The organism is Pandoraea terrigena (assembly GCF_902459705.1).
Lineage (GTDB): Bacteria > Pseudomonadota > Gammaproteobacteria > Burkholderiales > Burkholderiaceae > Pandoraea > Pandoraea terrigena.
The window spans coordinates 550527-571680 of the sequence record NZ_CABPRU010000001.1; the positions used below are offsets into that span (position 1 = coordinate 550527).

The window sequence follows — 21154 nt, forward strand, 5'->3', positions numbered from 1 at the left end:
GCGCAACACTGTCATGCAACAGGAGACGGAGATGACTGAGCCGACCGACGCGATCGAAGCCCACAAGGCTGCCGCAGCGCCGCGCGGCGCTGCCCATCGCGCGCATGCACTGATCCCGGCGGGTTGGCTTTGCGCCGCGGCGGTCGTGCTGATGGCGGGATGCGCCGCTTCGCCGCCGTCGGCCTCGCTGACGCGCTTCGATCTCGGTCCGCCGACGATACCTGCCGCGTCAGCCATCGTCAGCACCAATGCCGGGGCCGCTGCCGCCACTGCTGCGAATGTCACCAATACCGCAGCGCCGTCTTCGGACATCGCCGCGGCCGCTGGCCAGCGGATGTCGCCGCTGAAAGTGGTGGTCAACGCGCCGAGCTGGCTCGACGTCGACACGATCTACTACCGCTTGCCTGCCAGCGATGGCGATCAGGCCCGCGGGTATGCGAACAGTCGATGGCTTGCGTCGCCAGCGCGGCTCTTCGGGGATCGGTTGCGCGCCGCCTTGTCGGTCGGCCGGCCGGTGCTCGCGGCGGGCGACCCGACCGCCGCACCCGCGTTGCGCGTGGACCTCGAGGAGTTTGCGCAGTACTTCGACAGTGCGTCGACGAGCTACGGCGTCGTCCAGATGCGCGCCACGCTGTTCGACGGACCGAAGCTGCTCGCGCAGACGACATTACGGGCACAGGCCCCCGCCGTCAGTGCCGACGCCGCTGGCGGCACGCGCGCGTTAGCCGCGGCCAGCGATGCGGTGCAGACGCAACTGATTCAATGGCTCGCCGGGCGCGTGCCGGCGCCGTCGGCCACGACATCGGTACGTGCGCCAGCGCCGTCGCGTGCGCTGCCTGCCGCGTCGCCGGCCGTGGGCGCACTCGCACAATAGGGCCGCGCCGCCGATGACCGAGCAGGACGTCAAACCCTGGCAACGCCGCGCTTCGCCGCTTACACGTCAGGCGCTGCTTTGCCTGATACTGCTGATCGCCTACGCGAGCCTGTATCCGTTCGAATTCCAGCGCGCGGCCGTGGGACCGTTCGATTACCTGTTCGCGCCGTTACCCCGCTGGATCACGCAGTTCGATGTCATCATCAACGTGCTTGGGTACATGCCGCTGGGCGCGTTGACCGTGCTGGCCCTGCATCCAGCTTGGCGGGGAGGGCGGGCCGTCGTCGCCGCATTCGTGCTCGGCGCGTTGCTGTCCTGCGGCATCGAGGCGTTGCAGACGTATTTGCCGACGCGGGTGGCGTCGAATGTCGATCTCGTCACGAACGCGCTCGGCGCACTCATTGGTGGTGCGATCGCGGTGCCGCTCACCAGTCCGCTGCTCGATCGCGGATGGCTGCGGCACTTGCGCTTCGCCTGGTTCGAGCGGCACGCGAGCGTGCTGCTCGTGTTGCTGGCCCTGTGGCCATGGGCGCAGGCCTACCCCCAGCAGTTCCTCTTCGGCGACGGCGACCTGGTGCGCCAGATCTGGCTCTGGCAGGATCCCGATGTCACTGGGCTGGTGATCGACTGGATACCCCGATTGGGGCAATTGCAGGACTATCTTTCCGAACTCGATGCCGTCGCCAGTCATGCCCTCTGGGAGACGGTGGTGAGCGCCAGCGGCACCGTTCTGGCGGGGTTGCTCGCCACGCTCGCGATGCGCCGCACGGCACCGCGCGTGCCGTTGCTGTGCGCGATGTTCATCAGCGCCTTTGCGATCAAGGCCATCGCGTCGGCGTGGCAGTTCTCGCCCGCGCAGGCATTCGACTGGGTGACGGCGGGCGCCATCTACGGGGTGGTCATTGGCGCGCTGGTGCTGCTCGTCGCGGGCCGCGGCCCGCGCGCGCTGCGCGGGGCCGTCGCGCTGGCGGCGCTCGTCGTGCTGCTGGTGCTCGTCAACCTGCTGCCGGCGAACCCATACTACGAGGCGGCGCTCCAGTCGTGGCGGCAAGGCCGCTACGTCCACTTCAACGTGCTGGCGCGCTGGCTCGCCTGGACGTGGCCGTATCTCGCGCTGATCTATCTGCTCGCGATGTTCGATCCGAGCCATCGCGGTCCCGCGCGCAACGCCGGCACGCAGCGCTGAGGCCCGCCCCGCTCGGCTGGGAGCCCCATCGAACCGCCCCATTGTTGCCAAATCGGCAATAGCGTATTGGTCGCCAGCCCATTGGTCGGCACGCTCGCCAATCGTAGACTCCCATGTAAGGCGCACTGATACTCGGTGTGCCGCGACCGCCCGGCATCTGCAGGCAGATCCCGGGCGGTTTTCATTGGCGAGGCAAAGATGAATTCATGGGGATTGGGGTTGGCGCACCAGACACGGCAGCGCGTGTTGATGGCCGTGATTGCCGCCGCCACCGGCATCGAAATGCTGGAGAACGGCATGTTCGTGTTCGCGTCGTCGCATATCGCGGGCGGCGTCGGGGCCGCCCCCGAAGAGTACGCCTTCGTCTCCACGCTTTACGCCGTGGCGGGGATCCTCGTCATTCTCAAGCAGCGCTGGCTGGCCTCGCGCCTGGGGTACCGCACGTTCGTCACCGGGGCGCTTACGCTCATGGCGTTTGGGGCGTGGCTGTGCAGCATGGCGCACACGCCGACGCAGCTCGCGATAGCACGTTTTGTCCTCGGATTGGGTGCGGGATCGCTGTTTACCGCCAGCCGAATTCTCATCAACCTGTGCTTCGCGCCCGCGCTTCGACTGCGGGCGTTGCTCTTCTTTACCTACGGCTTCTTCGGCGGACAAATCTCCGCGCCACTGCTCGCGAGCTATCTCGTCGATCACTTCGTCTGGTCCTCGGTGTTCTTCGCCGTGGTGCCGATCGCACTCGCGGGCGCGATCGCCTCGTGGCTCGTCATCCCGGATTTTCGCGAGCGATTGGGCGACGAGGGCGAGTTCGAGATGCGCGGCATCGTCTTCTTTGCCGCGGGTGTGTTGTTCGTCGAAGTGATGATGCAACGCTCGCGCTTCGACTTCTTCTCCAATCCCCTGCAACTGCTCGAACTGTGCCTGGTGGGGGCGATCTGCGCGATGGGCTACATGTGGCATCAATACTCGCATCACAAGCCGCTGATCGACTTTCGCGTGCTGGTGCGCAATCCGGTCTACGTGCTCGGGTTGGGCGGCTACGCCGTCTACTACTTCTTTTCCTATTCGACCTCGTATCTGTTCCCGATCTACATGCAGCAAGGACTGAAATGGAGCGTGGAGCACACGGGGTATCTGCAGGCGGTGGCCTCGGTGACGAGTCTCGTCGCGGCCGTGATCTACACGTTGTCGCGTCCGAAGTTCGTGCGGCTCAAGCCATGGGTGTTGTTCGGCTACCTGTGCCTGCTCGGCTATGCCTTTCTGCTCTCGCGAAGCTATCAGGGCGTGTCGAGCCGGTGGCTGATCCTGCCCATGGTGCTGAGCGGGCTCGGTGGTGTATTTGCCATGATCCCGATCGCCGAGCTGACGTTTCGCGGCATGGACGAATACGTGTTCCAGCATGGGTATCAGACGAAGAACATCGTGCGCCAGTTGGTGAGTTCGATGTCGGTGTCGGTCATGGCCGTGCTGATGCAGGACCGGCAGGCCGTCTTCATGCATCAACTCACGCCGTCGATGACGCCGCTCAACCCCGCGTACAACGCGGCCGTCGCGCAGGCGCAGCAGGTGTTCGGCGCGAGCGTCGATGCGACGACCGCCGCGCACATGGCGTCGGCCTGGGTGGGCGGCCTTGCGTCGCAGCAGGCACTGGTGCTCGCATGCGTGAATGTGTTCTTCGGCTTCGCGTGCCTGGCGGCGGTCTGCGCGCTCTTCATGGCCGTGCAGCGACGCCTGCGCTGAGGACCGGACGGGCGTCGTCGCGCGCGTAACCGGACGTCCCAGATGTCCCGGATTTCGCATTTCCGCAGTTCCTGCCACGCGGCGCTCCATGAGCGCATGGGCACCGTCCCCGCAATGCGCGGGCAGGTCGGTTAGAATGGCCCGCAATACGTTGCCACTCCGCCAAAGTCCCGACATGGCCACCCAGCCGCAGTACTACCAGCACCACGTGTTTTTCTGCCTGAATCAGCGCGAACCCGGCGCCGATCGCCCTTCCTGCGCCAACTGCAACGCGCAGGCGATGCAGGAGTACGCCAAGGCGAAGGTCAAGCAACTCGGCCTGGCCGGTCCCGGCAAGGTGCGGGTGAACAAGGCCGGATGCCTCGATCGCTGTGAGCAAGGGCCTGTCGTGGTGATCTATCCCGAAGGGACCTGGTACACGTATATCGACGAAACCGATATCGACGAGATCGTCGAAAAGCATCTGGCGCAAGGCGAGATCGTCGAGCGTCTGCTGATCGACTGATCCCGGCGACAGACGCACCGCCCTGCGCGTTGCGCATGGGCCTCGCCGCACTTCAGCCCACCATTGCCCATGAACGCCCAGACTGAACGCTTCACCATCGACGGCCCGGTCGGCGCCATCGAAATCGCCATTGACCGTCCGTCCGGCGCGCCGCGTGGCATCACGCTCGTCGCCCATCCGCACCCGCTGTTCGGCGGCACGCTCGACAACAAGGTTGCCCAGACGCTCGCCCGGGCGTTCGTCCAACTGGGCTACGCCGTGGTGCGCCCGAACTTTCGCGGCGTCGGCAAGTCGGTGGGCGAACACGACAAAGGGATCGGCGAGCGCGACGACTTGCTCGCCGTCATCGACTGGATGCGCCGGCAGCCGGGCTGGGAGACGTTGCCGCTCGCACTCGCCGGCTTCTCGTTCGGCACGTTCGTGCTCTCGCATGTCGCGAAGACGCTGGAGGCGGCGGGCACGCCCGCGCAGCGTCTGGTGTTCGTGGGCACGGCGGCGAGCAACTGGGAGGTGGCGACGGTGCCGGCCGACACGCTGGTCATTCACGGCGAACTGGACGATACGGTGCCGCTGCAGTCGGTGCTGGACTGGGCCCGTCCCCAGACGCTGCCCGTCGTGGTCATTCCGGGCGGCGAGCACTTTTTCCACGGCCTGTTACCCCTGTTGAAACAGCTCGTGGTCGACGCGTGGCGTCATTGATACACCCGGGTCGAATTCCGGCCGATTTCGACCGTCCAGGCCCGCTGCGCTGGGGGCGCGAAATCGCGACGGGTATAATTCGGCCCTGAACCTTGTCGTGCATTGCCGGGTCTATGGTCCCGACAGGCATGGCTCCGGCGCTCCGGTGCCGCCGTCTTCTTCGCCGTGCCGCACGCTCGTCTGCGTGTCGGTTGCACGGTGCTTATTCAAGCGTAGATGCCCCTGAGTCTCACATCGTTTTCCTCATCGCCCATGAAATTCAACGCTTCGCTGTCCCGTGCCGCCGCCGCGGCTGCGCTCGTCGCTTGCGGCTCGCTTGTCGCGCTTCCCGCTCGTGCCCAACAGATTCCGCCGCCGCCGATGTCGGCCAAGGCGTGGACGATCGTCGACGTCAACAGCGGGCAGGTGCTGGCCGCCGGTGACGCGGATGCCCGCGTGGAGCCGGCATCCCTCACGAAGATCATGACGTCGTACGTGATTTTCGAAGCCCTGCGCGACAAGCGCATTTCGATGGAGCAGACCGTCATTCCGGGCGATTCGGTTCGCAAGGTGGGGCGCGACGAATCGCGCACGTTCATCGAGGCCGGCAAGCCGGTTTCGGTGCACGATCTCATCTACGGCATGATCGTGCAGTCGGGCAACGACGCGTCGATCGCGCTGGCCGAACTCGTCGGCGGCTCGCAGCAGGGCTTCGTCGAATTGATGAATCGCGCGGCGCAGCGCATGGGCCTGAAGCACACCCACTATGCGAACGTCGATGGGCTGACCGATCCGCAGCATTACACGACGGTGGCCGATATCGCGGCGGTGTCGACGCACCTGATTCAGGACTTCCCCGAGTACTACAAGATCTATTCGGAGAAGAGCTTCACGTACAACAACATTCGCCAGCCGAATCGTAATCGTCTGCTGTACCTCGATCCGACGGTCGACGGCCTGAAGACCGGTCACACGAAGGAAGCGGGATACTGCCTCGTGGCGACAGCGTCGCGACCGATGCCGGGCGCCGCGGGTGTGAACCGTCGCGTGCTGTCCGTGGTCGTGGGCGAGCCGACCGAGCGCGCGCGCGTGCAGGACAGCCTCTCGGCGCTGAACTATGGGTACCAGAACTTCGACACGCTGCGCGTGTACGGTGCCAATCAGGTCGTGGCGACGCCCAAGGTCTGGAAGGGCAAGGACAGTGAGCTGAAGATCGGTGTGAAGAAGGACACCTTCATCACCGTGCCCAAGGGCATGGCCGACAAGATCAAGCCGCAACTCGAACTGCGCGAGCCGCTGATCGCACCGATCGCCAACGGCGCACCGGTCGGTACCGTCAAGGTGATGGCCGATGGCAAGTCGTTGGCCGAATTCCCGGTCGTGGCACTCGCAGATGTCGCGCAGGCCAGCTTCATCGGCCGCGCATGGGATGCGCTGCGCCTGATGTTCGTGAAGAAGTAAACATGGATAACCCCACCGTCTGGCTCAATGGCGACCTGATCCCGCTCGGCGACGCGAAAATCTCCGTCCTCGATCGCGGTTTCCTGTTTGGCGACGGCATTTACGAAGTCGTGCCGGTCTATCGCGGCAAGCCCTTCCGTCTTGCGCAGCATCTGGACCGGCTCGAGCGCAGCCTCGCCGAAATCCGCATCGCCAATCCGTACACGCGGGCCGAATGGGAGGCGCTCTTCGCCCGCCTGTCGGCCACGTGTTCGGCCGATCCGCACAGCGTCTACGTGCAGGTCACGCGAGGCGTGGCGCCGCGACAGCACACGTTCCCGAAGGACATCGTGCCCACGGTGTTCGGCATTGCGACGCCGCTCACGCTGCCCAGCCGCGACAAGGTGGAGCAAGGGGTGGGGGCGGTCACCCATGAGGATCGACGCTGGCTGAATTGCCATATCAAGTCGACATCGCTGCTGGGTAATGTGCTGATGGCGCAGTACGCAGCCGACCACGACGTTCAGGAAACGATCCAGTTCCGCGACGGGAATCTGACCGAGGCGTCGTCGAGCAATGTGTGGGTCGTCAAGGGCGGTGAAATGTTCGCGCCGGTGCGCGACAATCGAATCTTGGAAGGCGTTCGATATGGCGTGCTCGAAGCGCTTGCCCGCGAATGCGGCGTTCGGTTCCATGAGTGTCCCGTCAGCGAAGCGGACGTGCGCAACGCCGACGAGCTGCTCATCACGTCGGCCACCAAGGAAGTGCTGGCGGTCGTCACGCTCGACGGCAAGCCCGTGGGCGATGGCAGGCCGGGCCCCGTCTTCCAAGCGCTGTACGCGGCCTATCAACGCGCCAAGGAGGCACTATGACCACGGAAAAGAAGGAAAGCCTGCTCGAGTTTCCGTGCGACTTTCCCATCAAGGTGATGGGGTCGACGCAGGATGGTTTCGCTGACGCCATCGTGGCGCTGCTGCGTGAGTTCGATGCGGAATTCGACGCCGCGACCGTGGAGATGCGTCCGTCCAGTACAGGCAAATACCTCGGCCTGACGGTCACGGTGCGCGCCCATTCGAAAGCCCATCTCGACGATATCTATCGTGCGCTGACTGGGCATCCGATGGTCAAGGTGGTGCTGTAACGAGCGGACTGTGGCCGTGGGGGCAACCGCTCGCTTCGGCGGTTTGCCTCAGGCGTGCGTCGGTGCGCCGTCGTCGGGCGGCAAGGGGGACGGGAGTCCCAGTTGCGCGTCCGATGACATCTCGCCGGCCTCCCAGGCGGCGGCATTCGGTTGGGCCGGACGGCGCTGCATGTCCTTCACCGACTCGAACGCCTTCAATTCTTCCAGGAACCACGTTCTGAACGCCTGAACCCGCTGCGTCTCCAGTACGGCGGGCGGACACACGAAGTAGTAATCCCATTCGCACGGCGTATCGACGTCGGACAGCCGCACGAGGCGTCCCGCCATGATGTCGCCCACGGCCAGCGAGCGCCGCACGAGCGCCAGACCCTGGCCGACGATGGCGGCTTGCGACAGCATGCCGGAATCCTCGTACATCATGCCCTGCGTCGGTTCGGGCAGATCGAAGCCCGCCGCGGCGAACCACGGCGCCCAAGGCTCTCCCCCCGAGCGCAGTAACGTGCTGCGGCCAAATTCCTCGGCAGTCTGCGGCAAACGCCCGTTGTTGTAGGTCGGACTGCAGGCTGGGAAAAACACGTCGTCGAGCACTTTCTCGATATGCAGCCCGGGCCAGTTGCCCTTGCCCATGCGAAGGGCGACGTCCACATCGTCACGCTCGAAGTCGATCAACTGGGCGCTGCACCGCAACTCCACTTCCAGCTCCGGATGCCGGTCGATAAAGCGCCCGATGCGTGGCGTGAGCCAACGGCTCGCAAACGACGGCATGGTGGTGAGCACCAGCCGCCGCTCGCTGCGCGTGCCCGCCTGCAACTTGCGCGTTGCCTGGGCAATGTCGCCGAGTGCGGTACGGATCGACGCGGCGTACTGGCGCCCCGCCGGCGTGATGCTGATGCGCTTGCCGTTGCGAGCGAATAGTGTCGTCCCCAGCTCCTGTTCCAGCGCGCGAATCTGATGGCTGATGGCGCCGTGCGTCACGAACAGCTCCTCGGCCGCGCGCGAGAAGCTCTCCAGGCGGGCGGCCGCCTCGAAGGCGCGCAAGGCGCTCAGGTTGGGAAGTCTCCGAATATCCATGTGAGTTTTATTGTCAAGACCGTGAAAATATGTCGTTTGGTACGGCGCCCGCCAGTCACTATGATTCAGTCATTGTCTCGCACTGAGTGGGGGTCGTAAAATGCAAAACAATTTAACAAAGGTGCAGTACTTCTACGGTATCCGCCCGGGGGAAGTGATCAGCCTCGACCTGCGTCACGAGCATACGCTGGTCGCGCGCGGAGCGGCCGTCTGGGTAACGCGTGCGGGCGATCCGCACGATTACTGGCTCATGCCTGGCCAGCACCTCGCCGTCGAACCCGGTCGCCGTTACTGGGTGTCGTCCGACGGGGAGGCGGAAGCCGAGTTGCAGCGCGAAGTGGCGCACCGTTTCCCGCTGGCCCGTGTGCTGCGCCGGTGGCTTGCGGGGCGCCGGGCATCGCGTGAAGCGAACGCCTGCGCCGCCGCCGCCTGACTGGTGCTCGCCGCGTGTCCGGCGGGCAGGTGCATCGCACAGGGTCATCGACATCACGCGCTCCCTGGCCTTCGCGGCCACGGGGCGCGTGATTCGTTTCAGGGGCTGACGTCGACGCCATCGATGTGTCAATGGAATTCACAACAAGCCGCACGATTTCCCGAAATCCCCGTCGGGCGCAACGACGCCGGAAAATCGCCAAAGCGTGCCTGGGCGCGCCGTTTCGAGCAAGACTGAGCGGGTTTCGTTAAAATTGCGCGCATGACCTCCCCGATCGAAGTGTGCTGGCGCGGCACCGAAGACTACGCCACATCGTTCGACGCCATGCGCGCGTACACGGACACGCGTGGCCCGCACGGCCCCGACCAGCTCTGGATCGTTCAGCATCCACCTGTCTACACGCTTGGACTGGCCGGCGACCCTGCTCACTTGCTCGTTGCGAATACCGGTATTCCGCTCGTCAAGGTCGACCGCGGTGGCCAGATCACGTACCACGGCCCCGGGCAGGTCGTGATCTACCTGCTCGTGGACCTGCGCCGGCGCAAGCTCGGCGTGCGCGAAATGGTGCGCTTGATCGAGCAGGCGGTGATCGACACCCTGGGCGCGTATAATCTCGACGTTGAGCGCCGGGCCGGCGCGCCGGGGATCTATGTGAGCCTGGGCAACGGTTCCGCAGCGCATGCCGGTGCGAAAATCGCCGCGCTCGGGTTGAAGATCCGCAACGGATGTAGCTATCACGGCGTGTCGCTGAACGTCGCGATGGATCTGCGGCCGTTCGACTGGATCAATCCGTGCGGCTACGCCGGCCTGCAAACCGTAGACATGGCCACGCTCGGCGTGGCTCCCCGCTGGGACGAAGTGGCCGCGCGACTGGCGCAGCAACTCGGTCATCATCTCGAACAGCACACCGCGTCGGCCGAAGCCGCGCCGCAGGCCGACCCGGCCGCCAGCGCAAACGCCGCCGCCTGATTGGACGTCTGGAAAGCTCCCAACATGACCACCACCGTGACTCAGAACGACACCGCGAACAAGGAAGTTCGCACGATCGACGGCGACTACGACGCCACCGCCAAGCAAAAGTCGCAAGCCAAGACGGCGCGCATCCCGATCAAGGTCGTGCCGATCGAGCGTCTGAAGAAGCCGGAATGGATCCGCGTGAAGGCGGCTACCCACACGTCGCGTTTCTATGAGATCAAGCAGATCCTGCGCGAGCACAACCTGCACACGGTGTGTGAAGAAGCGAGTTGTCCGAACATCGGCGAATGCTTCGGCAAGGGCACGGCCACGTTCATGATCATGGGCGACAAGTGCACGCGCCGCTGCCCGTTTTGCGACGTCGGTCACGGCCGTCCGGATCCGCTCGACGTCGACGAGCCGCTCAACCTCGCGAAGACCATTGCCGCGATGCGCCTGAAGTACGTGGTGATCACGAGCGTCGACCGCGACGACCTGCGCGACGGCGGGGCTCAACACTTCGTCGACTGTATCCGTCATGTGCGCGAGCTGTCGCCGCAAACCCGCATCGAAATCCTCACGCCGGACTTCCGTGCGCGCCTCGATCGCGCGCTGGGCATCCTCAATGCCGCGCCGCCCGACGTGATGAACCACAACCTCGAGACGGTGCCGCGCCTGTACAAGGAAGCCCGTCCAGGTTCGGACTATCAACACTCGCTCACGCTCCTGAAGGAGTTCAAGGCGAAGCATCCGGATGTGTCCACGAAGTCGGGCCTGATGGTCGGACTGGGCGAGACGGACGAAGAAATCCTGGAAGTGATGCGCGACCTTCGTGCCCACAACGTCGACATGCTCACGATCGGGCAGTATCTCCAACCGTCGGAGCACCATCTGGCGGTGCGCCGCTACGTCACGCCCGACACATTCAAGATGTTCGAGGAAGAGGCCTACAAGATGGGCTTCACGCACGCCGCCGTGGGTGCGATGGTGCGCTCGAGCTATCACGCCGACGTGCAGGCGCACGAAGCGGGTGTGGCCGACGCCATCTGATCCGCAAGCGTCACCTCGTCGCCAGACACAGAACGCGGGCCGTCGATGGACGGTCCGCGTTTTTGTTTGCTTTTCGATTACGACGCGTCACAGGCGAAGCCCAGTTCGTTAGGCAATACGCGCGCGCTTGTCACCGCATGTCGGCTAAGTCGTTCCAAATGCGTCGTCATTTGCAGTGAACGTCGAGAAATCGACCCTTTCGCTCGCACGACTCGCGTCGTTGCACCGCGAAATATGCTGTAACAACCCTCACCTTGCCGGCGCCCCGGCATTGTTTCAGAATATTGAAACCTTGTTTTGCTTAGCAAAACAAGGCGCCCGTCATGGGGATGGTGGACGGGCGTTCCGGACGCACGCGAGGAGACTGCATGTCCCGTCAGGTCACCGAGGGCCGATATTTTGTGGAAGCGCCACAAGGGGGCCTGGGGAGGCGTCTGCCGCTGGTGATCGACGTCCCGCACAGCGGTCACGTGTTTCCGCCCGATTTCGACACCATCGCGCCGACCGCCGCGATTCTCGCGTGCGGTGACGCGTACGTCGACGAACTATGGTCCGTGGCCACGCATCACGGTGCAACACTCGTCGCTGCGCTTTTCCCGCGTGCCTATATCGATGCGAACCGCGCCGAGCACGACATCGACCCCGAATTGCTCGCGAGCCTGTGGCCGCACGACGCGCGCCCGCAAGCGTATAGCGAGCGCGGCGTCGGCCTGCTGCATCGCTTTGCCGCGCCGAACGTGCCGCTCTACGACCGGCGCCTGTCGGTGGCCGAAGTCGAGCGCCGCATTCACGATTATTACCTGCCGTACCGCCAGACCCTGCGCGACGCGCTGGATGCCGCCTGGCACCGGTACGGCGTGGTCTGGCACCTGAATTGTCACTCGATGCGGTCGCGCGGCGGCCCGCTCGACGTCGATGCCGGCATGATGCGCGCCGACATACGCGTGAGCGACGGCAACGGCACGACGTCCGATCCGGCGTTCTCGCGCTGGGTCATCGCCGAGTTCACGCGACTGGGCTATCGCGTCGCGTACAACGCGCCAGGTGGGGAGGATGGTGGCGGCGACCTGGTGCGTCACTTCGGACGCCCTGCCGAGCAGCGTCACAGCGTGCAGATCGAGCTGAATCAGGCGCTTTACCTGAATGAATCGCACGGCGAGAAGCATGACGGCTTCTCGACGCTGCAATCGCAACTTGGCCAATTCGCGGCGGCGCTCGCCGCCTACGCCGAACAACATAGCGAGGAAGTTTGATGGACTACACAGTTGCTTCGGTCGATACGGCGCTTACGCTGCTGTCGCTGGTCGGGGAGTGTCCTGGCCTGGGTGTGACGGAACTGGCGCAGCGCGCCGGCCTGAACAAGTCTCGGGCCTTTCGTCTGCTGGCAACGCTCGAGCAGCACCGCTGGGTAGTGCGCGAAGGCAGCCCGGTGACCTACGTGCTCGGCGCGCAGGCGCTGGTGCTGGGCGTGGCGGGACACGAGCAGGTCAATCTCGTGAAGGTCGCCCATCGCCATCTTCAGGCACTCAATCGCGCGTTGAACGAGAACATCCAGCTCCGCGTTCGCGACGGGCTTGAGTCGCTGTGCGTGGCGCGCGTCGAGTCGACCCATGAGCTGCGCGTGCACGGGGTGGTCGGCAATCGTCGCCCGCTGTATGTCGGCGCGTCCGGCCGCGTGCTGCTGGCGTTCGCGTCCGACGACGTTCGCGCACAGGTGCTGGGTCGCCCGCGCAAGCGCTACACGGCGGGCACGCTCATCGAGCGCGACGAACTGGCCGCCGAGCTGCTCAACGTGCGTCGCCAGGACTGCGCGGTGAGCTTCGGTGAACTCGCGCCCGAAGCCGTGTCGGTGGCGGTGCCGGTGCGCGACGCGTCCGGCGAGGTGATTGCGTCGTTGTCGGCCTCCGGTCCGTCGTCGCGCATGACGCGGGCCCTGCTGCCCGACATTTCGTCGCGCCTGTCGACCTGCGCCGCCGAGATATCTACAGCGCTGGGCTATCAGGCGCCTCTGCCGGAAGCCTTATCCGCCTGAGCGCGTCGCCAGTCACACTGTCGATCGCTTGCCCGCCATTTCGCCGCTTGCGGCCTCGCTTCGATGCGCCCGGCCGCCTGGGTCGATGCCTTCAAGTGAGGCTTCGTTTTTCGTCGGACCGCGTTGCCCCGACCCGCCGGCATTTGCCTTGGGCCTCGCAGGGCATGTCGCACGTCACGCTGATTTTCTGGAATTCCAGAAAGTTTTGCGCCGGATTTTCCGGGTTTCCGTATGATGGATCTTCGGGTTTTCCACAGCTTCAATTATAAAAATCAAAGACTTACGTTGTTGGCATGAGTATTGCTTTTATGGTGTACGTGCTGCCGCTCGATCCGGTGTCCCTACGGGAATCCAGACGCGCAAGGCAAGCCGTCCATATAAGAGAGGAGACCTTATGTTCAAGCAATGTCTTGCCGCTGCGGCGCTGTGCGCGGCTTCGCTACACGCGTTTGCCGATGATGTGGTCCGCCTGGGGAACCTGAAGTTCGCCCACTACGGCGCGGTGTCATACATGAAGGTCATCGGGCCGAAATATGGTCTGAAGATCGAGGAGCGGATGTTCGCCAAGGGCGTGGACATCATGCCGGCGATCGTCGCGGGGCAGGTCGACGTGTCGGCAAGCGCACTGGATGCCGCCATTGCGGGTCGCGCGCAGGGCGTGCCGATCTACGCCGTGGCCGGGTTCGCAAAGGGCGGTGTGCGTCTCGTTGCGAGGAAGGGGGCGCCGATCGCCAAGGTGTCCGATCTCAAAGGCAAGAAAGTGGGCGTGGCGCGCGGCGGCGCCCAGGAGCTGATTCTCTACGCTGAATTGGCCAAGGCCGGCCTGACATGGTCGGATAAGCCGGGCAAGGACGTGCAGATCCTGTTCATGGCCTACGCCGATCTGAACCAGGCGCTCGCCGCCGGCAGCATCGACGCGATGTGCCAGTCGGAGCCGCAGGCGTCGCAGGCCATCAACAAGGGCTTTGGCGTGGAAATGCTCAAGCCCTACGACACGCCGCTTGGTGAGCCGGTGCGCGCGCTCGTGATCACCGAAAAGCTCTACAAGGAAAAGCCGGACGTGGCGCAGCGCCTGATGTATGCGTTCGTCGAAGCGACCGACTTCTTCATCCAGCACCCGCAGGCCGCCGAGAAGTTCGTGCGCGAGGACATGTTCAAGAACCAGATCACGACGCAGGACTTTACGGATGCGATCAGCAACTCGCCGTATAGCTACGATCTGAGCACCTCGCATGTGCAGCTCACGACCGATCTGATGAAGAAATATGGCGTGGGCCGGCTGCAGGATCCGGTGCCGAAGGCGGGTGACTGGGTCAAGCTCGACCTGCTCGCCAAGGCGAAGACCAAGCTGAACATCAAGTAAAGCGAGGCGAACGGATGGCTGCTGTACTTGCTTCTTCGGGCGCCTCGCGCACCTTGCGCACTGTGCGCATGATGCGCGGTGTGCTGATTCCGCTCGCGGTCGTGGCGATCTGGCAGATCGTCACGGGCCTCGGGTGGATCAACCCGATCATTCTCCCGTCGCCGCTGGCTGTCGTAGCCAAGTGGTGGCAATACCTCAAACCGACAGTGACGATGGCCGACGGCGTCGGCGCGTGGCTGAGTTCGAGCGAATTGCTCATGGACGCCGCCAACAGCCTGTACCGCGTCGTCATGGGCTTTCTCGCGGGCGCGGTGATCGCGCTACCGCTCGGCCTGCTCATGGGCGCCAGCAGCCGCATCTACGGGCTGTTCAATCCGCTGGTGCAGGTGGTGCGCCCGATTCCCCCGATCGCGTACATCCCACTGGCCATTCTCTGGTTCGGCCTGGGCAATCCGCCGGCGTTCTTCCTCATCGCACTCGGGGCGTTTTTCCCCGTGCTGATGAACACGATCGCGGGGGTGCGCCACGTCGACGGCATCTATCTGCGCGCGGCCCGCAATCTCGGGGCGAGCCAGTTCACGATCTTCCGTCGCGTGATCATGCCGGCGGCGACGCCGTACATTCTGTCGGGCGTTCGCATTGGCATCGGCACGGCGTTCATCGTCGTGATCGTGGCCGAGATGATTGCCGTGAACAACGGGCTCGGCTACCGCATCCTGGAAGCGCGCGAATACATGTGGTCCGACAAGATCATCGCCGGCATGCTGACCATCGGTCTGCTCGGCCTGGTGATCGACCTGGGCATGGATCGTCTCAATAACCACCTGCTCAAGTGGCACCGTGGTCTCGAAACCAAGTGAGGCGAGCGACATGCTGATCGAAATCGAACACGTGGGTAAGCAGTTCCCCGTTCCGGGCGGCGTCGTCGATGCGCTCAAGGACATCGACCTGACCATCGGCGCGGGGGAGTTCGTGTGCCTCCTGGGCCCGTCGGGCTGCGGCAAGTCGACGCTGCTCAACGCGCTGGCGGGGTTCGTGCAACCGACCTCGGGCGCCATCCGTATTGACGGCCGTGCGCACGCGGCGGCCGAGCCGGGGCCGGATCGCGGCATGGTGTTCCAGGAGTACGCGCTGTTTCCGTGGATGACGGTGGCGCAGAACATCGCCTTCGGGTTGGAAATCAAGGGGATGCGCCGTGCGGAGATCAACGAGCGCGTGGATCTGCTGCTCGGCAAGCTCAACCTGCGCGAGTTTCGCGACCGGTTTCCGCGCGATCTGTCGGGCGGCATGCGTCAGCGTGTGGCGATCGCCCGCGTGCTTGCGCTCGACAGCCCAATCCTGCTCATGGACGAGCCGTTCGGCGCGCTCGATGCACTGACACGCCGCACGTTGCAGGACGAGCTGCTGCGCATCTGGGAGGAATTCAGGAAGACGATCATTTTCGTCACACACAGCATCGAGGAGTCGATCTATCTGGCCGACCGGGTCGTCGTCATGACGTACCGGCCGGGCACGGTCAAGCGGGACATGGTGATTGAACTACCCCGCCCGCGCGACACGGCAGGCAGCGAATTCAACGAATTGAAGAAGACGCTCGCCCAGATGGTGATGGAGGAGCAAATGCGCTTTGCGCAAAGCGAAATTCGCGGCGTCACCGCGGATTGATAACAAGGGCGGTGGCTTGACCCGCCGCCTGAAGAGGAAACATCATGCAAATTCAGACCAAAAAACCCTTCTACCGCATCCTGTACGTGCAGGTGCTGATCGCCATCGTCATCGGCATCGTGCTCGGCCACTTCAAGCCCGAACTCGCCGTGCAGATGAAGCCGTTTGGCGATGCGTTCATCAAGCTGATCAAGATGATCATCGGCCCGGTGATCTTCTGCACCGTCGTGACCGGTATCGCCGGCATGGAAGATATGAAGAAGGTCGGCCGCGTCGGCGGCAAGGCGATTCTCTACTTCGAAATCGTTTCGACATTCGCGCTGGTCATCGGCCTGGCCGCGACCCACATCCTGAAGCCGGGTGCCGGTTTCAACGTCGACATCAATAGCCTCGATCCGAAGGCCATTTCCGGCTATGCCGCGAAGGCCGCTCACGGCGAGACGTTCGTCGACTTCCTGCTGCACCTGATTCCGAGCACGATCACCGACGCGTTCGCCAGGGGGGAGATTCTGCAGATCCTCGTGATCGCCATCCTGTTTGGCGCCGCCCTGAGTCTGATCGGTGAGCGCGGCCGCGTGGTGACGAACTGGATCGACAGCGTTTCGGGCGTGCTCTTCCGCGTGGTGCACATCATCACGAAGGTCGCGCCGCTGGGTGCCTTCGGTGCGATGGCCTTCACGATCGGCAAGTACGGTATCGCCTCGCTGGTGCCGCTCGCGAAGCTCATGGGCACGTTCTACCTGACGTCGTTCCTGTTCGTGATCGTCGTGCTGGGCCTGATCGCCAAGTTCACGGGCTTCTCGATCTTCCGCTTCCTCGCGTACATCAAGGAAGAGCTGCTGATCGTGCTGGGTACCAGCTCGTCGGAAGCCGCGCTGCCGCAACTGATGGAGAAGATGGAGAACGCCGGGTGCTCGAAGTCGGTGGTGGGTCTGGTGATTCCGACCGGTTACTCGTTCAATCTCGACGGCACGAACATCTACATGACGATGGCTGTGCTGTTCATTGCCCAGGCGACCAACATCGACCTGACCTGGGGCCAGCAGCTCACGCTGCTCGCCGTGGCGATGCTGACCTCGAAGGGCGCTTCGGGCGTGACCGGCGCCGGCTTCATCACATTGGCCGCCACGCTTGCCGTGATCCCGACGATCCCGGTGGCCGGGATGGTGCTGATCCTGGGTATCGACCGCTTCATGAGCGAGTGCCGTGCGCTGACGAACCTCGTCGGCAATGGCGTGGCGACCATCGTCGTGTCGGCCTGGGAAAAGGAACTGGACCGCAAGAAGCTCGCGCAGGCCATGTCGAAGGACCGCGAGCCGGAGCTGGCCTGACGGCTGGCGGCGGGCGGTGATGGGTGCGGTGGCGTGGCGTGAGTCGTTTCGCGTGACGCCACCGGCCCCCCGCCAACGCAAGATTTGCCACCGGGCGGCGCGGCACAGGCACAATAGCGCCTGAGCTTCGCCGCCCGGTGGTCCTTTGGTTATCACTGGTTTTGCGATGACGACAGGCGGCACGACCGCGCCGCCTGCCGTCATCGCCAGAACCGGCCGTCATCGACGCCGACAAGGCGTACGCTGCGCCCCAATGGCCACTCAGCACGACAACCCGATCCGCCCACGCGAGCGCTACACACCGGAAGGTGCCGCCGCTTCGCACACGGGCGCATCGGACCCCCGGCGCGACGAAGCCCCCATCGATTTCGAGAGGACCGTGCCGATGCGTCGTTGGTCGTGGATCGCCGTCATGCTGTTGGCGAGCGTCCTGTTTTGCTGGTTGACGTACGCCCTGAGCTGGCAACGCGGCGTGGCCGATCTGCGCGTGAATGCAGGTGCGCGTGTCGAGCGCTACGCAGGCAGTCTGCGCAGCACCGTCGACCGCTACGAATTCCTGCCGTATCTGCTCTCGCTGCATCCGTATGTGCACGATCTGCTGCGTCATCCGGAAGATCGCGCGGTGGTGCAGCGGGCCAACGATTATCTGTTCGACGTGAGCCAGCGCGCCAAGGCGTCGGCCGCCTATGTGATCGACGCCAACGGACTTGCGCTGGCCGCGAGCAACTGGCGCGAGACGGCCACGTTCGTGGGGCAGGAATATCGTTTTCGTCCGTATTTCATCGATGCCATCCAGGGCGCGCTGGGCCGTTTCTACGGCGTGGGTACGACGTCGGGCGAGCCGGGGTACTTCGTCTCCCAGCCCATTGTGGTGGACGGCCAGATTCGCGGCGTAGTGGTCGTCAAGCTCAACCTCGAGTGGTTCCAGCGCGCCGGGGCAGACGCCTCCGAGCCCGTCGTCGTGGCCGACGATCACGGCGTGATATTCCTGTCGTCCGAGCCGCGCTGGCAGTATCGGGCGCTTGCGCCGCTCACGCCCGCGGTGAAGGCGGCGCTCGACAGCACGCGTCAGTACTACAACCAGCGCATCACGCCGCTTGCCTGGAGCAAGGACGAGCGGCTTGACGCCGACGGCGAGGTCGTGAGCGTGCGCGACGGTCGCGGCGCCGGCAAGATGCGCCGCTTTCTCGCCGTGCAGCGCAGGCTGGGCGAGCCGAACTGGACGCTCATGTACTTCGCGCCGCTCGATCAGGTGATCGCCAACGCGCGGATTGCGGCGGTGGCGGCGGGCTGTCTTGCGGCGTTTACCTGCTTGCTGGGGGTGGCGTGGAACCAGCGGCGCCAGCGCGTGCGCGACATGTTGAAGAGCCGCGAGCTGTTGCAATCGGCGTATGCGGAGCTGGGCGAGCGGGTGGCCGAGCGCACGGCCGATCTGCAGTCGGCCAATGAACGCTTGCAGACGGAAGTGCAGGAGCGCTCGCGCACCGAGCACGAACTGCGCGAGGCGCAGAGTGAGCTCGTGCAGGCGTCCAAGCTCGTCGCGCTGGGCCAGATGGCCGCCGGTATCACACACGAACTCAACCAGCCGCTCTCGGCGCTGCGCAGCTTCTCCGACAACACGCGCGTGTTGCTCGAACGTGCCGAATACGGCGCCGCGCAGGAGAACCTGGAGGCGATCGCGTCGCTTACCGATCGCATGGGCAAGATCACCGGACAACTGCGGCTCTTCGCGGGCCGCGCCGGCCGTGGCGACGCGGAGGCGTCGGTGCGCCGTGCGCTCGACAATACGGTGACGCTGCTGCGCGGGCGTCTGGCGGATATTCCGTTGACGACGACGTTCGCCAACGGTCTGGACGACGTGCAGGTCGCCTGCGAAGGATTGCGTCTCGAACAGGTGCTGATCAATCTGGTGGGCAACGCTATCGACGCGGTGGGGAGTGTCACCCGCCCGCATGCGCCGCCGTCGATCTGGATCGATGTGGAAGCGGACGCGCTGTGGGTGCGCATCTACGTGCGCGATAACGGGCCGGGCATTTCGGAGGCGCACATGCCGCGACTGTTCGAACCGTTTTTCAGTACCAAGGAGGGGGGGCAGGGCATGGGGCTCGGACTCGCCATCTCGTCATCCATCGCTCAGGAGAACGGCGGCCAGTTGGTCGCGCGCAACGTTCCTGGCGGTGGCGCGGAATTTCTCGTGACGCTGCGCCGCGTGCACCGCACCGGCGCGACAATCGCATGATGTACAAGAACCTTCAGATCCTATTTGTCGAAGACGACGAACTCGTGCGGCGTGCCACGCTGCAGAGCCTGCAACTCGCGGGTCTCGATGCCTTCGGACTCGCCTCGGCCGAAGCCGCGCGCGAGCGCATCACGCCGGATTTCGCGGGCATCGTCGTCACCGACATTCGCCTGATCGGCATGAGCGGGCTCGAGCTGCTTTCGCATCTGCGTCAGCACGCCCCCGAGGTGCCGGTGATTCTCGTGACCGGTCACGGCGATATCTCGATGGCCGTCCAGGCAATTCGCGACGGGGCCTACGACTTCATCGAGAAGCCGTTCGCGCCGGACCGTCTGATCGAATCGGCCAAGCGAGCGCTGGAGACACGCAAGCTCGTGCTGGAGAACCAGGCGCTGCGGCGCGAGCTGGCGGAGCAGGGCGGCCGCGCCTCGCGCATCATCGGACGCAGTCCGGCGATGGAGACGCTGCGCACGCTCATAGCCAACGTGGCGATGACCGATGCGCCGGTGCTCATCAACGGCGACACCGGCACGGGCAAGGAACTCGTGGCACGCAGTCTGCACGAGTTGTCGCGTCGCCGCGATGCGCCGTTCGTTGCGCTGAACTGCGGTGCGCTGCCCGAGGCGATCTTCGAAAGCGAGATGTTCGGCCACGAGGTCGGCGCGTTTACCGGCGCGGCCAAGCGTCGTGTCGGCAAGCTCGAGCATGCGTCGGGCGGCACGTTGTTTCTCGACGAGATCGAGAGCATGCCGCTGGCCTTGCAGGTCAAGCTGCTGCGCGTGCTGCAGGACGGCGTGCTGGAGCGGCTTGGCTCGAACCAGTCGATTCGTGTCGACTGCCGTGTGGTCGCCGCGGCGAAAGGCGACATGGAGGCGCTGGTGCGCGCGGGCACGTTCCGCCGCGATCTTTACTACCGCTTGAACGTGGTGACGCTGGCATTGCCGCCGCTGCGCGAGCGTCGCGAGGACATCCTGCCGCTGTTCGAGCACTTCATGCTGGACGCCGCCGTGCGCTACGGCCGCCCGGCACCCGTGGTCTCGGACCGGATGCGCCAGGAGCTGATGCAATCGGACTGGCCGGGCAATGTGCGTGAGCTTCGCAACGCGGCAGATCGTCTCGTGCTCGGCGTGGCCAGCGCTCCTGAGGGAGACTCGCTCGCGCCGCTGCCGCTCAGGGAACAGGTGGACCGCTTCGAGCGCGCCGTGCTGCAAGAGGCGCTGGAGCACAGCAAAGGCAACGTGGCGGCGACAGCCGAGGCGCTGCATGTGCCCAAGGCGACGCTGTATGAAAAGCTCAAGCGTTACGGCCTTCACACGCGTGGCCAGGGCGACGGCGGCGACGGCGGGCGTTGATCACAGGGGGGCGCGGAGCGCCGACGACAGGTGCCGAAGTCGAGCGCCGAGTTCGAGCGCTAACGTCGAAGGCTAACGTCGAATGCCCCCGCCCGGGGAC

20 protein-coding genes are annotated in these 21154 nt (G+C 64.8%); 19 read left to right on the forward strand and 1 reads right to left on the reverse strand.

Annotated features, from left to right (window positions below):
* The first annotated feature begins 31 nt into the window (after nt 1–31).
* The 8 genes from PTE31013_RS02460 (at nt 32) to PTE31013_RS02495 (ending at nt 7564) form a co-directional block, all read left to right on the forward strand.
* Nucleotides 32–874: an ABC-type transport auxiliary lipoprotein family protein gene (locus PTE31013_RS02460; protein ID WP_174978404.1), complete on the forward strand. Its 843-nt coding sequence runs from the start codon at nt 32–34 to the stop codon at nt 872–874.
* Between the two features lie 13 nt (nt 875–887).
* On the forward strand, nt 888–2060 hold the full coding sequence (locus PTE31013_RS02465) for a VanZ family protein (protein ID WP_150611229.1): 1173 nt from the start codon (nt 888–890) through the stop codon (nt 2058–2060).
* Between the two features lie 198 nt (nt 2061–2258).
* Entirely contained in the window at nt 2259–3800 is a 1542-nt protein-coding gene (locus PTE31013_RS02470; protein ID WP_150611230.1) for an MFS transporter, read from the forward strand.
* Nucleotides 3801–3975: 175 nt separating this feature from the next.
* Nucleotides 3976–4305, forward strand: a complete 330-nt coding sequence (locus PTE31013_RS02475) for a (2Fe-2S) ferredoxin domain-containing protein (RefSeq protein ID WP_150611231.1) — start codon at nt 3976–3978, stop codon at nt 4303–4305.
* A 69-nt stretch (nt 4306–4374) separates the two neighbouring features.
* Complete coding sequence (locus PTE31013_RS02480; RefSeq protein WP_150611232.1) at nt 4375–5004, forward strand: alpha/beta hydrolase; 630 nt, start codon at nt 4375–4377, stop codon at nt 5002–5004.
* A 252-nt stretch (nt 5005–5256) separates the two neighbouring features.
* Entirely contained in the window at nt 5257–6444 is a 1188-nt protein-coding gene (locus PTE31013_RS02485) for a D-alanyl-D-alanine carboxypeptidase family protein (protein ID WP_150611233.1), read from the forward strand.
* A 2-nt stretch (nt 6445–6446) separates the two neighbouring features.
* On the forward strand, nt 6447–7295 hold the full coding sequence (locus tag PTE31013_RS02490) for a D-amino acid aminotransferase (protein ID WP_150611234.1): 849 nt from the start codon (nt 6447–6449) through the stop codon (nt 7293–7295).
* Nucleotides 7292–7564, forward strand: coding sequence for a DUF493 family protein (locus PTE31013_RS02495; RefSeq protein WP_150611235.1), 273 nt, complete (start codon nt 7292–7294; stop codon nt 7562–7564). The genes PTE31013_RS02490 and PTE31013_RS02495 overlap by 4 nt, the downstream gene beginning before the upstream one ends.
* A gap of 48 nt (nt 7565–7612) precedes the next feature.
* Here PTE31013_RS02495 and PTE31013_RS02500 read toward each other — a convergent pair whose 3' ends face one another.
* Nucleotides 7613–8635 (reverse strand): transcriptional regulator GcvA, encoded by a 1023-nt coding sequence (locus tag PTE31013_RS02500; protein ID WP_150611236.1) that lies wholly within the window; start codon nt 8633–8635, stop codon nt 7613–7615.
* Nucleotides 8636–8735: 100 nt separating this feature from the next.
* On the opposite strand from PTE31013_RS02500, the gene PTE31013_RS02505 reads away from it, so the two are divergent.
* The 11 genes from PTE31013_RS02505 to PTE31013_RS02555 all read left to right on the forward strand — a co-directional run bounded on the left by PTE31013_RS02505 (nt 8736) and on the right by PTE31013_RS02555 (nt 21054).
* Nucleotides 8736–9068 (forward strand): DUF2917 domain-containing protein, encoded by a 333-nt coding sequence (locus PTE31013_RS02505; RefSeq protein WP_150611237.1) that lies wholly within the window; start codon nt 8736–8738, stop codon nt 9066–9068.
* Nucleotides 9069–9329: 261 nt separating this feature from the next.
* Nucleotides 9330–10037 (forward strand): lipoyl(octanoyl) transferase LipB, encoded by a 708-nt coding sequence (lipB, locus tag PTE31013_RS02510; RefSeq protein WP_150611238.1) that lies wholly within the window; start codon nt 9330–9332, stop codon nt 10035–10037.
* 24 nt (nt 10038–10061) lie between these two features.
* Complete coding sequence (gene lipA / locus PTE31013_RS02515) at nt 10062–11072, forward strand: lipoyl synthase (protein WP_246173863.1); 1011 nt, start codon at nt 10062–10064, stop codon at nt 11070–11072.
* A 368-nt stretch (nt 11073–11440) separates the two neighbouring features.
* On the forward strand, nt 11441–12325 hold the full coding sequence (locus PTE31013_RS02520; protein ID WP_150611239.1) for an N-formylglutamate amidohydrolase: 885 nt from the start codon (nt 11441–11443) through the stop codon (nt 12323–12325).
* A complete protein-coding gene (locus tag PTE31013_RS02525) occupies nt 12325–13104 on the forward strand; it encodes an IclR family transcriptional regulator (RefSeq protein ID WP_150611240.1) in 780 nt (259 codons plus the stop codon). The genes PTE31013_RS02520 and PTE31013_RS02525 overlap by 1 nt, the downstream gene beginning before the upstream one ends.
* A gap of 394 nt (nt 13105–13498) precedes the next feature.
* Nucleotides 13499–14467 (forward strand): ABC transporter substrate-binding protein, encoded by a 969-nt coding sequence (locus tag PTE31013_RS02530; RefSeq protein ID WP_150611241.1) that lies wholly within the window; start codon nt 13499–13501, stop codon nt 14465–14467.
* 68 nt (nt 14468–14535) lie between these two features.
* Entirely contained in the window at nt 14536–15327 is a 792-nt protein-coding gene (locus tag PTE31013_RS02535) for an ABC transporter permease (RefSeq protein ID WP_150611575.1), read from the forward strand.
* A gap of 10 nt (nt 15328–15337) precedes the next feature.
* Nucleotides 15338–16132: an ABC transporter ATP-binding protein gene (locus tag PTE31013_RS02540; RefSeq protein WP_150611242.1), complete on the forward strand. Its 795-nt coding sequence runs from the start codon at nt 15338–15340 to the stop codon at nt 16130–16132.
* A gap of 44 nt (nt 16133–16176) precedes the next feature.
* Complete coding sequence (locus PTE31013_RS02545; protein WP_150611243.1) at nt 16177–17463, forward strand: dicarboxylate/amino acid:cation symporter; 1287 nt, start codon at nt 16177–16179, stop codon at nt 17461–17463.
* Nucleotides 17464–17716: 253 nt separating this feature from the next.
* Nucleotides 17717–19702, forward strand: coding sequence for a sensor histidine kinase (locus tag PTE31013_RS02550; RefSeq protein WP_150611244.1), 1986 nt, complete (start codon nt 17717–17719; stop codon nt 19700–19702).
* On the forward strand, nt 19699–21054 hold the full coding sequence (locus PTE31013_RS02555) for a sigma-54-dependent transcriptional regulator (protein WP_425495522.1): 1356 nt from the start codon (nt 19699–19701) through the stop codon (nt 21052–21054). Before PTE31013_RS02550 ends, PTE31013_RS02555 begins: the two co-directional genes overlap by 4 nt.
* Nucleotides 21055–21154 lie beyond the last annotated feature (100 nt).

Coding starts and splice junctions, on each gene's coding strand:
- PTE31013_RS02545 (WP_150611243.1), top strand. CDS start 16,177: ATGCAAATTCAGACCAAAAAACCCTTCTACCGCATCCTGTACGTGCAG.
- PTE31013_RS02505 (WP_150611237.1), top strand. CDS start 8,736: ATGCAAAACAATTTAACAAAGGTGCAGTACTTCTACGGTATCCGCCCG.
- PTE31013_RS02475 (WP_150611231.1), top strand. CDS start 3,976: ATGGCCACCCAGCCGCAGTACTACCAGCACCACGTGTTTTTCTGCCTG.
- PTE31013_RS02540 (WP_150611242.1), top strand. CDS start 15,338: ATGCTGATCGAAATCGAACACGTGGGTAAGCAGTTCCCCGTTCCGGGC.
- PTE31013_RS02550 (WP_150611244.1), top strand. CDS start 17,717: ATGGCCACTCAGCACGACAACCCGATCCGCCCACGCGAGCGCTACACA.
- PTE31013_RS02500 (WP_150611236.1), bottom strand. CDS start 8,635: ATGGATATTCGGAGACTTCCCAACCTGAGCGCCTTGCGCGCCTTCGAG.
- PTE31013_RS02555 (WP_425495522.1), top strand. CDS start 19,699: ATGATGTACAAGAACCTTCAGATCCTATTTGTCGAAGACGACGAACTC.
- PTE31013_RS02490 (WP_150611234.1), top strand. CDS start 6,447: ATGGATAACCCCACCGTCTGGCTCAATGGCGACCTGATCCCGCTCGGC.
- PTE31013_RS02535 (WP_150611575.1), top strand. CDS start 14,536: ATGATGCGCGGTGTGCTGATTCCGCTCGCGGTCGTGGCGATCTGGCAG.
- PTE31013_RS02525 (WP_150611240.1), top strand. CDS start 12,325: ATGGACTACACAGTTGCTTCGGTCGATACGGCGCTTACGCTGCTGTCG.
- lipB (WP_150611238.1), top strand. CDS start 9,330: ATGACCTCCCCGATCGAAGTGTGCTGGCGCGGCACCGAAGACTACGCC.
- PTE31013_RS02480 (WP_150611232.1), top strand. CDS start 4,375: ATGAACGCCCAGACTGAACGCTTCACCATCGACGGCCCGGTCGGCGCC.
- PTE31013_RS02530 (WP_150611241.1), top strand. CDS start 13,499: ATGTTCAAGCAATGTCTTGCCGCTGCGGCGCTGTGCGCGGCTTCGCTA.
- PTE31013_RS02460 (WP_174978404.1), top strand. CDS start 32: ATGACTGAGCCGACCGACGCGATCGAAGCCCACAAGGCTGCCGCAGCG.
- PTE31013_RS02495 (WP_150611235.1), top strand. CDS start 7,292: ATGACCACGGAAAAGAAGGAAAGCCTGCTCGAGTTTCCGTGCGACTTT.
- PTE31013_RS02470 (WP_150611230.1), top strand. CDS start 2,259: ATGAATTCATGGGGATTGGGGTTGGCGCACCAGACACGGCAGCGCGTG.
- lipA (WP_246173863.1), top strand. CDS start 10,062: ATGACCACCACCGTGACTCAGAACGACACCGCGAACAAGGAAGTTCGC.
- PTE31013_RS02465 (WP_150611229.1), top strand. CDS start 888: ATGACCGAGCAGGACGTCAAACCCTGGCAACGCCGCGCTTCGCCGCTT.
- PTE31013_RS02520 (WP_150611239.1), top strand. CDS start 11,441: ATGTCCCGTCAGGTCACCGAGGGCCGATATTTTGTGGAAGCGCCACAA.
- PTE31013_RS02485 (WP_150611233.1), top strand. CDS start 5,257: ATGAAATTCAACGCTTCGCTGTCCCGTGCCGCCGCCGCGGCTGCGCTC.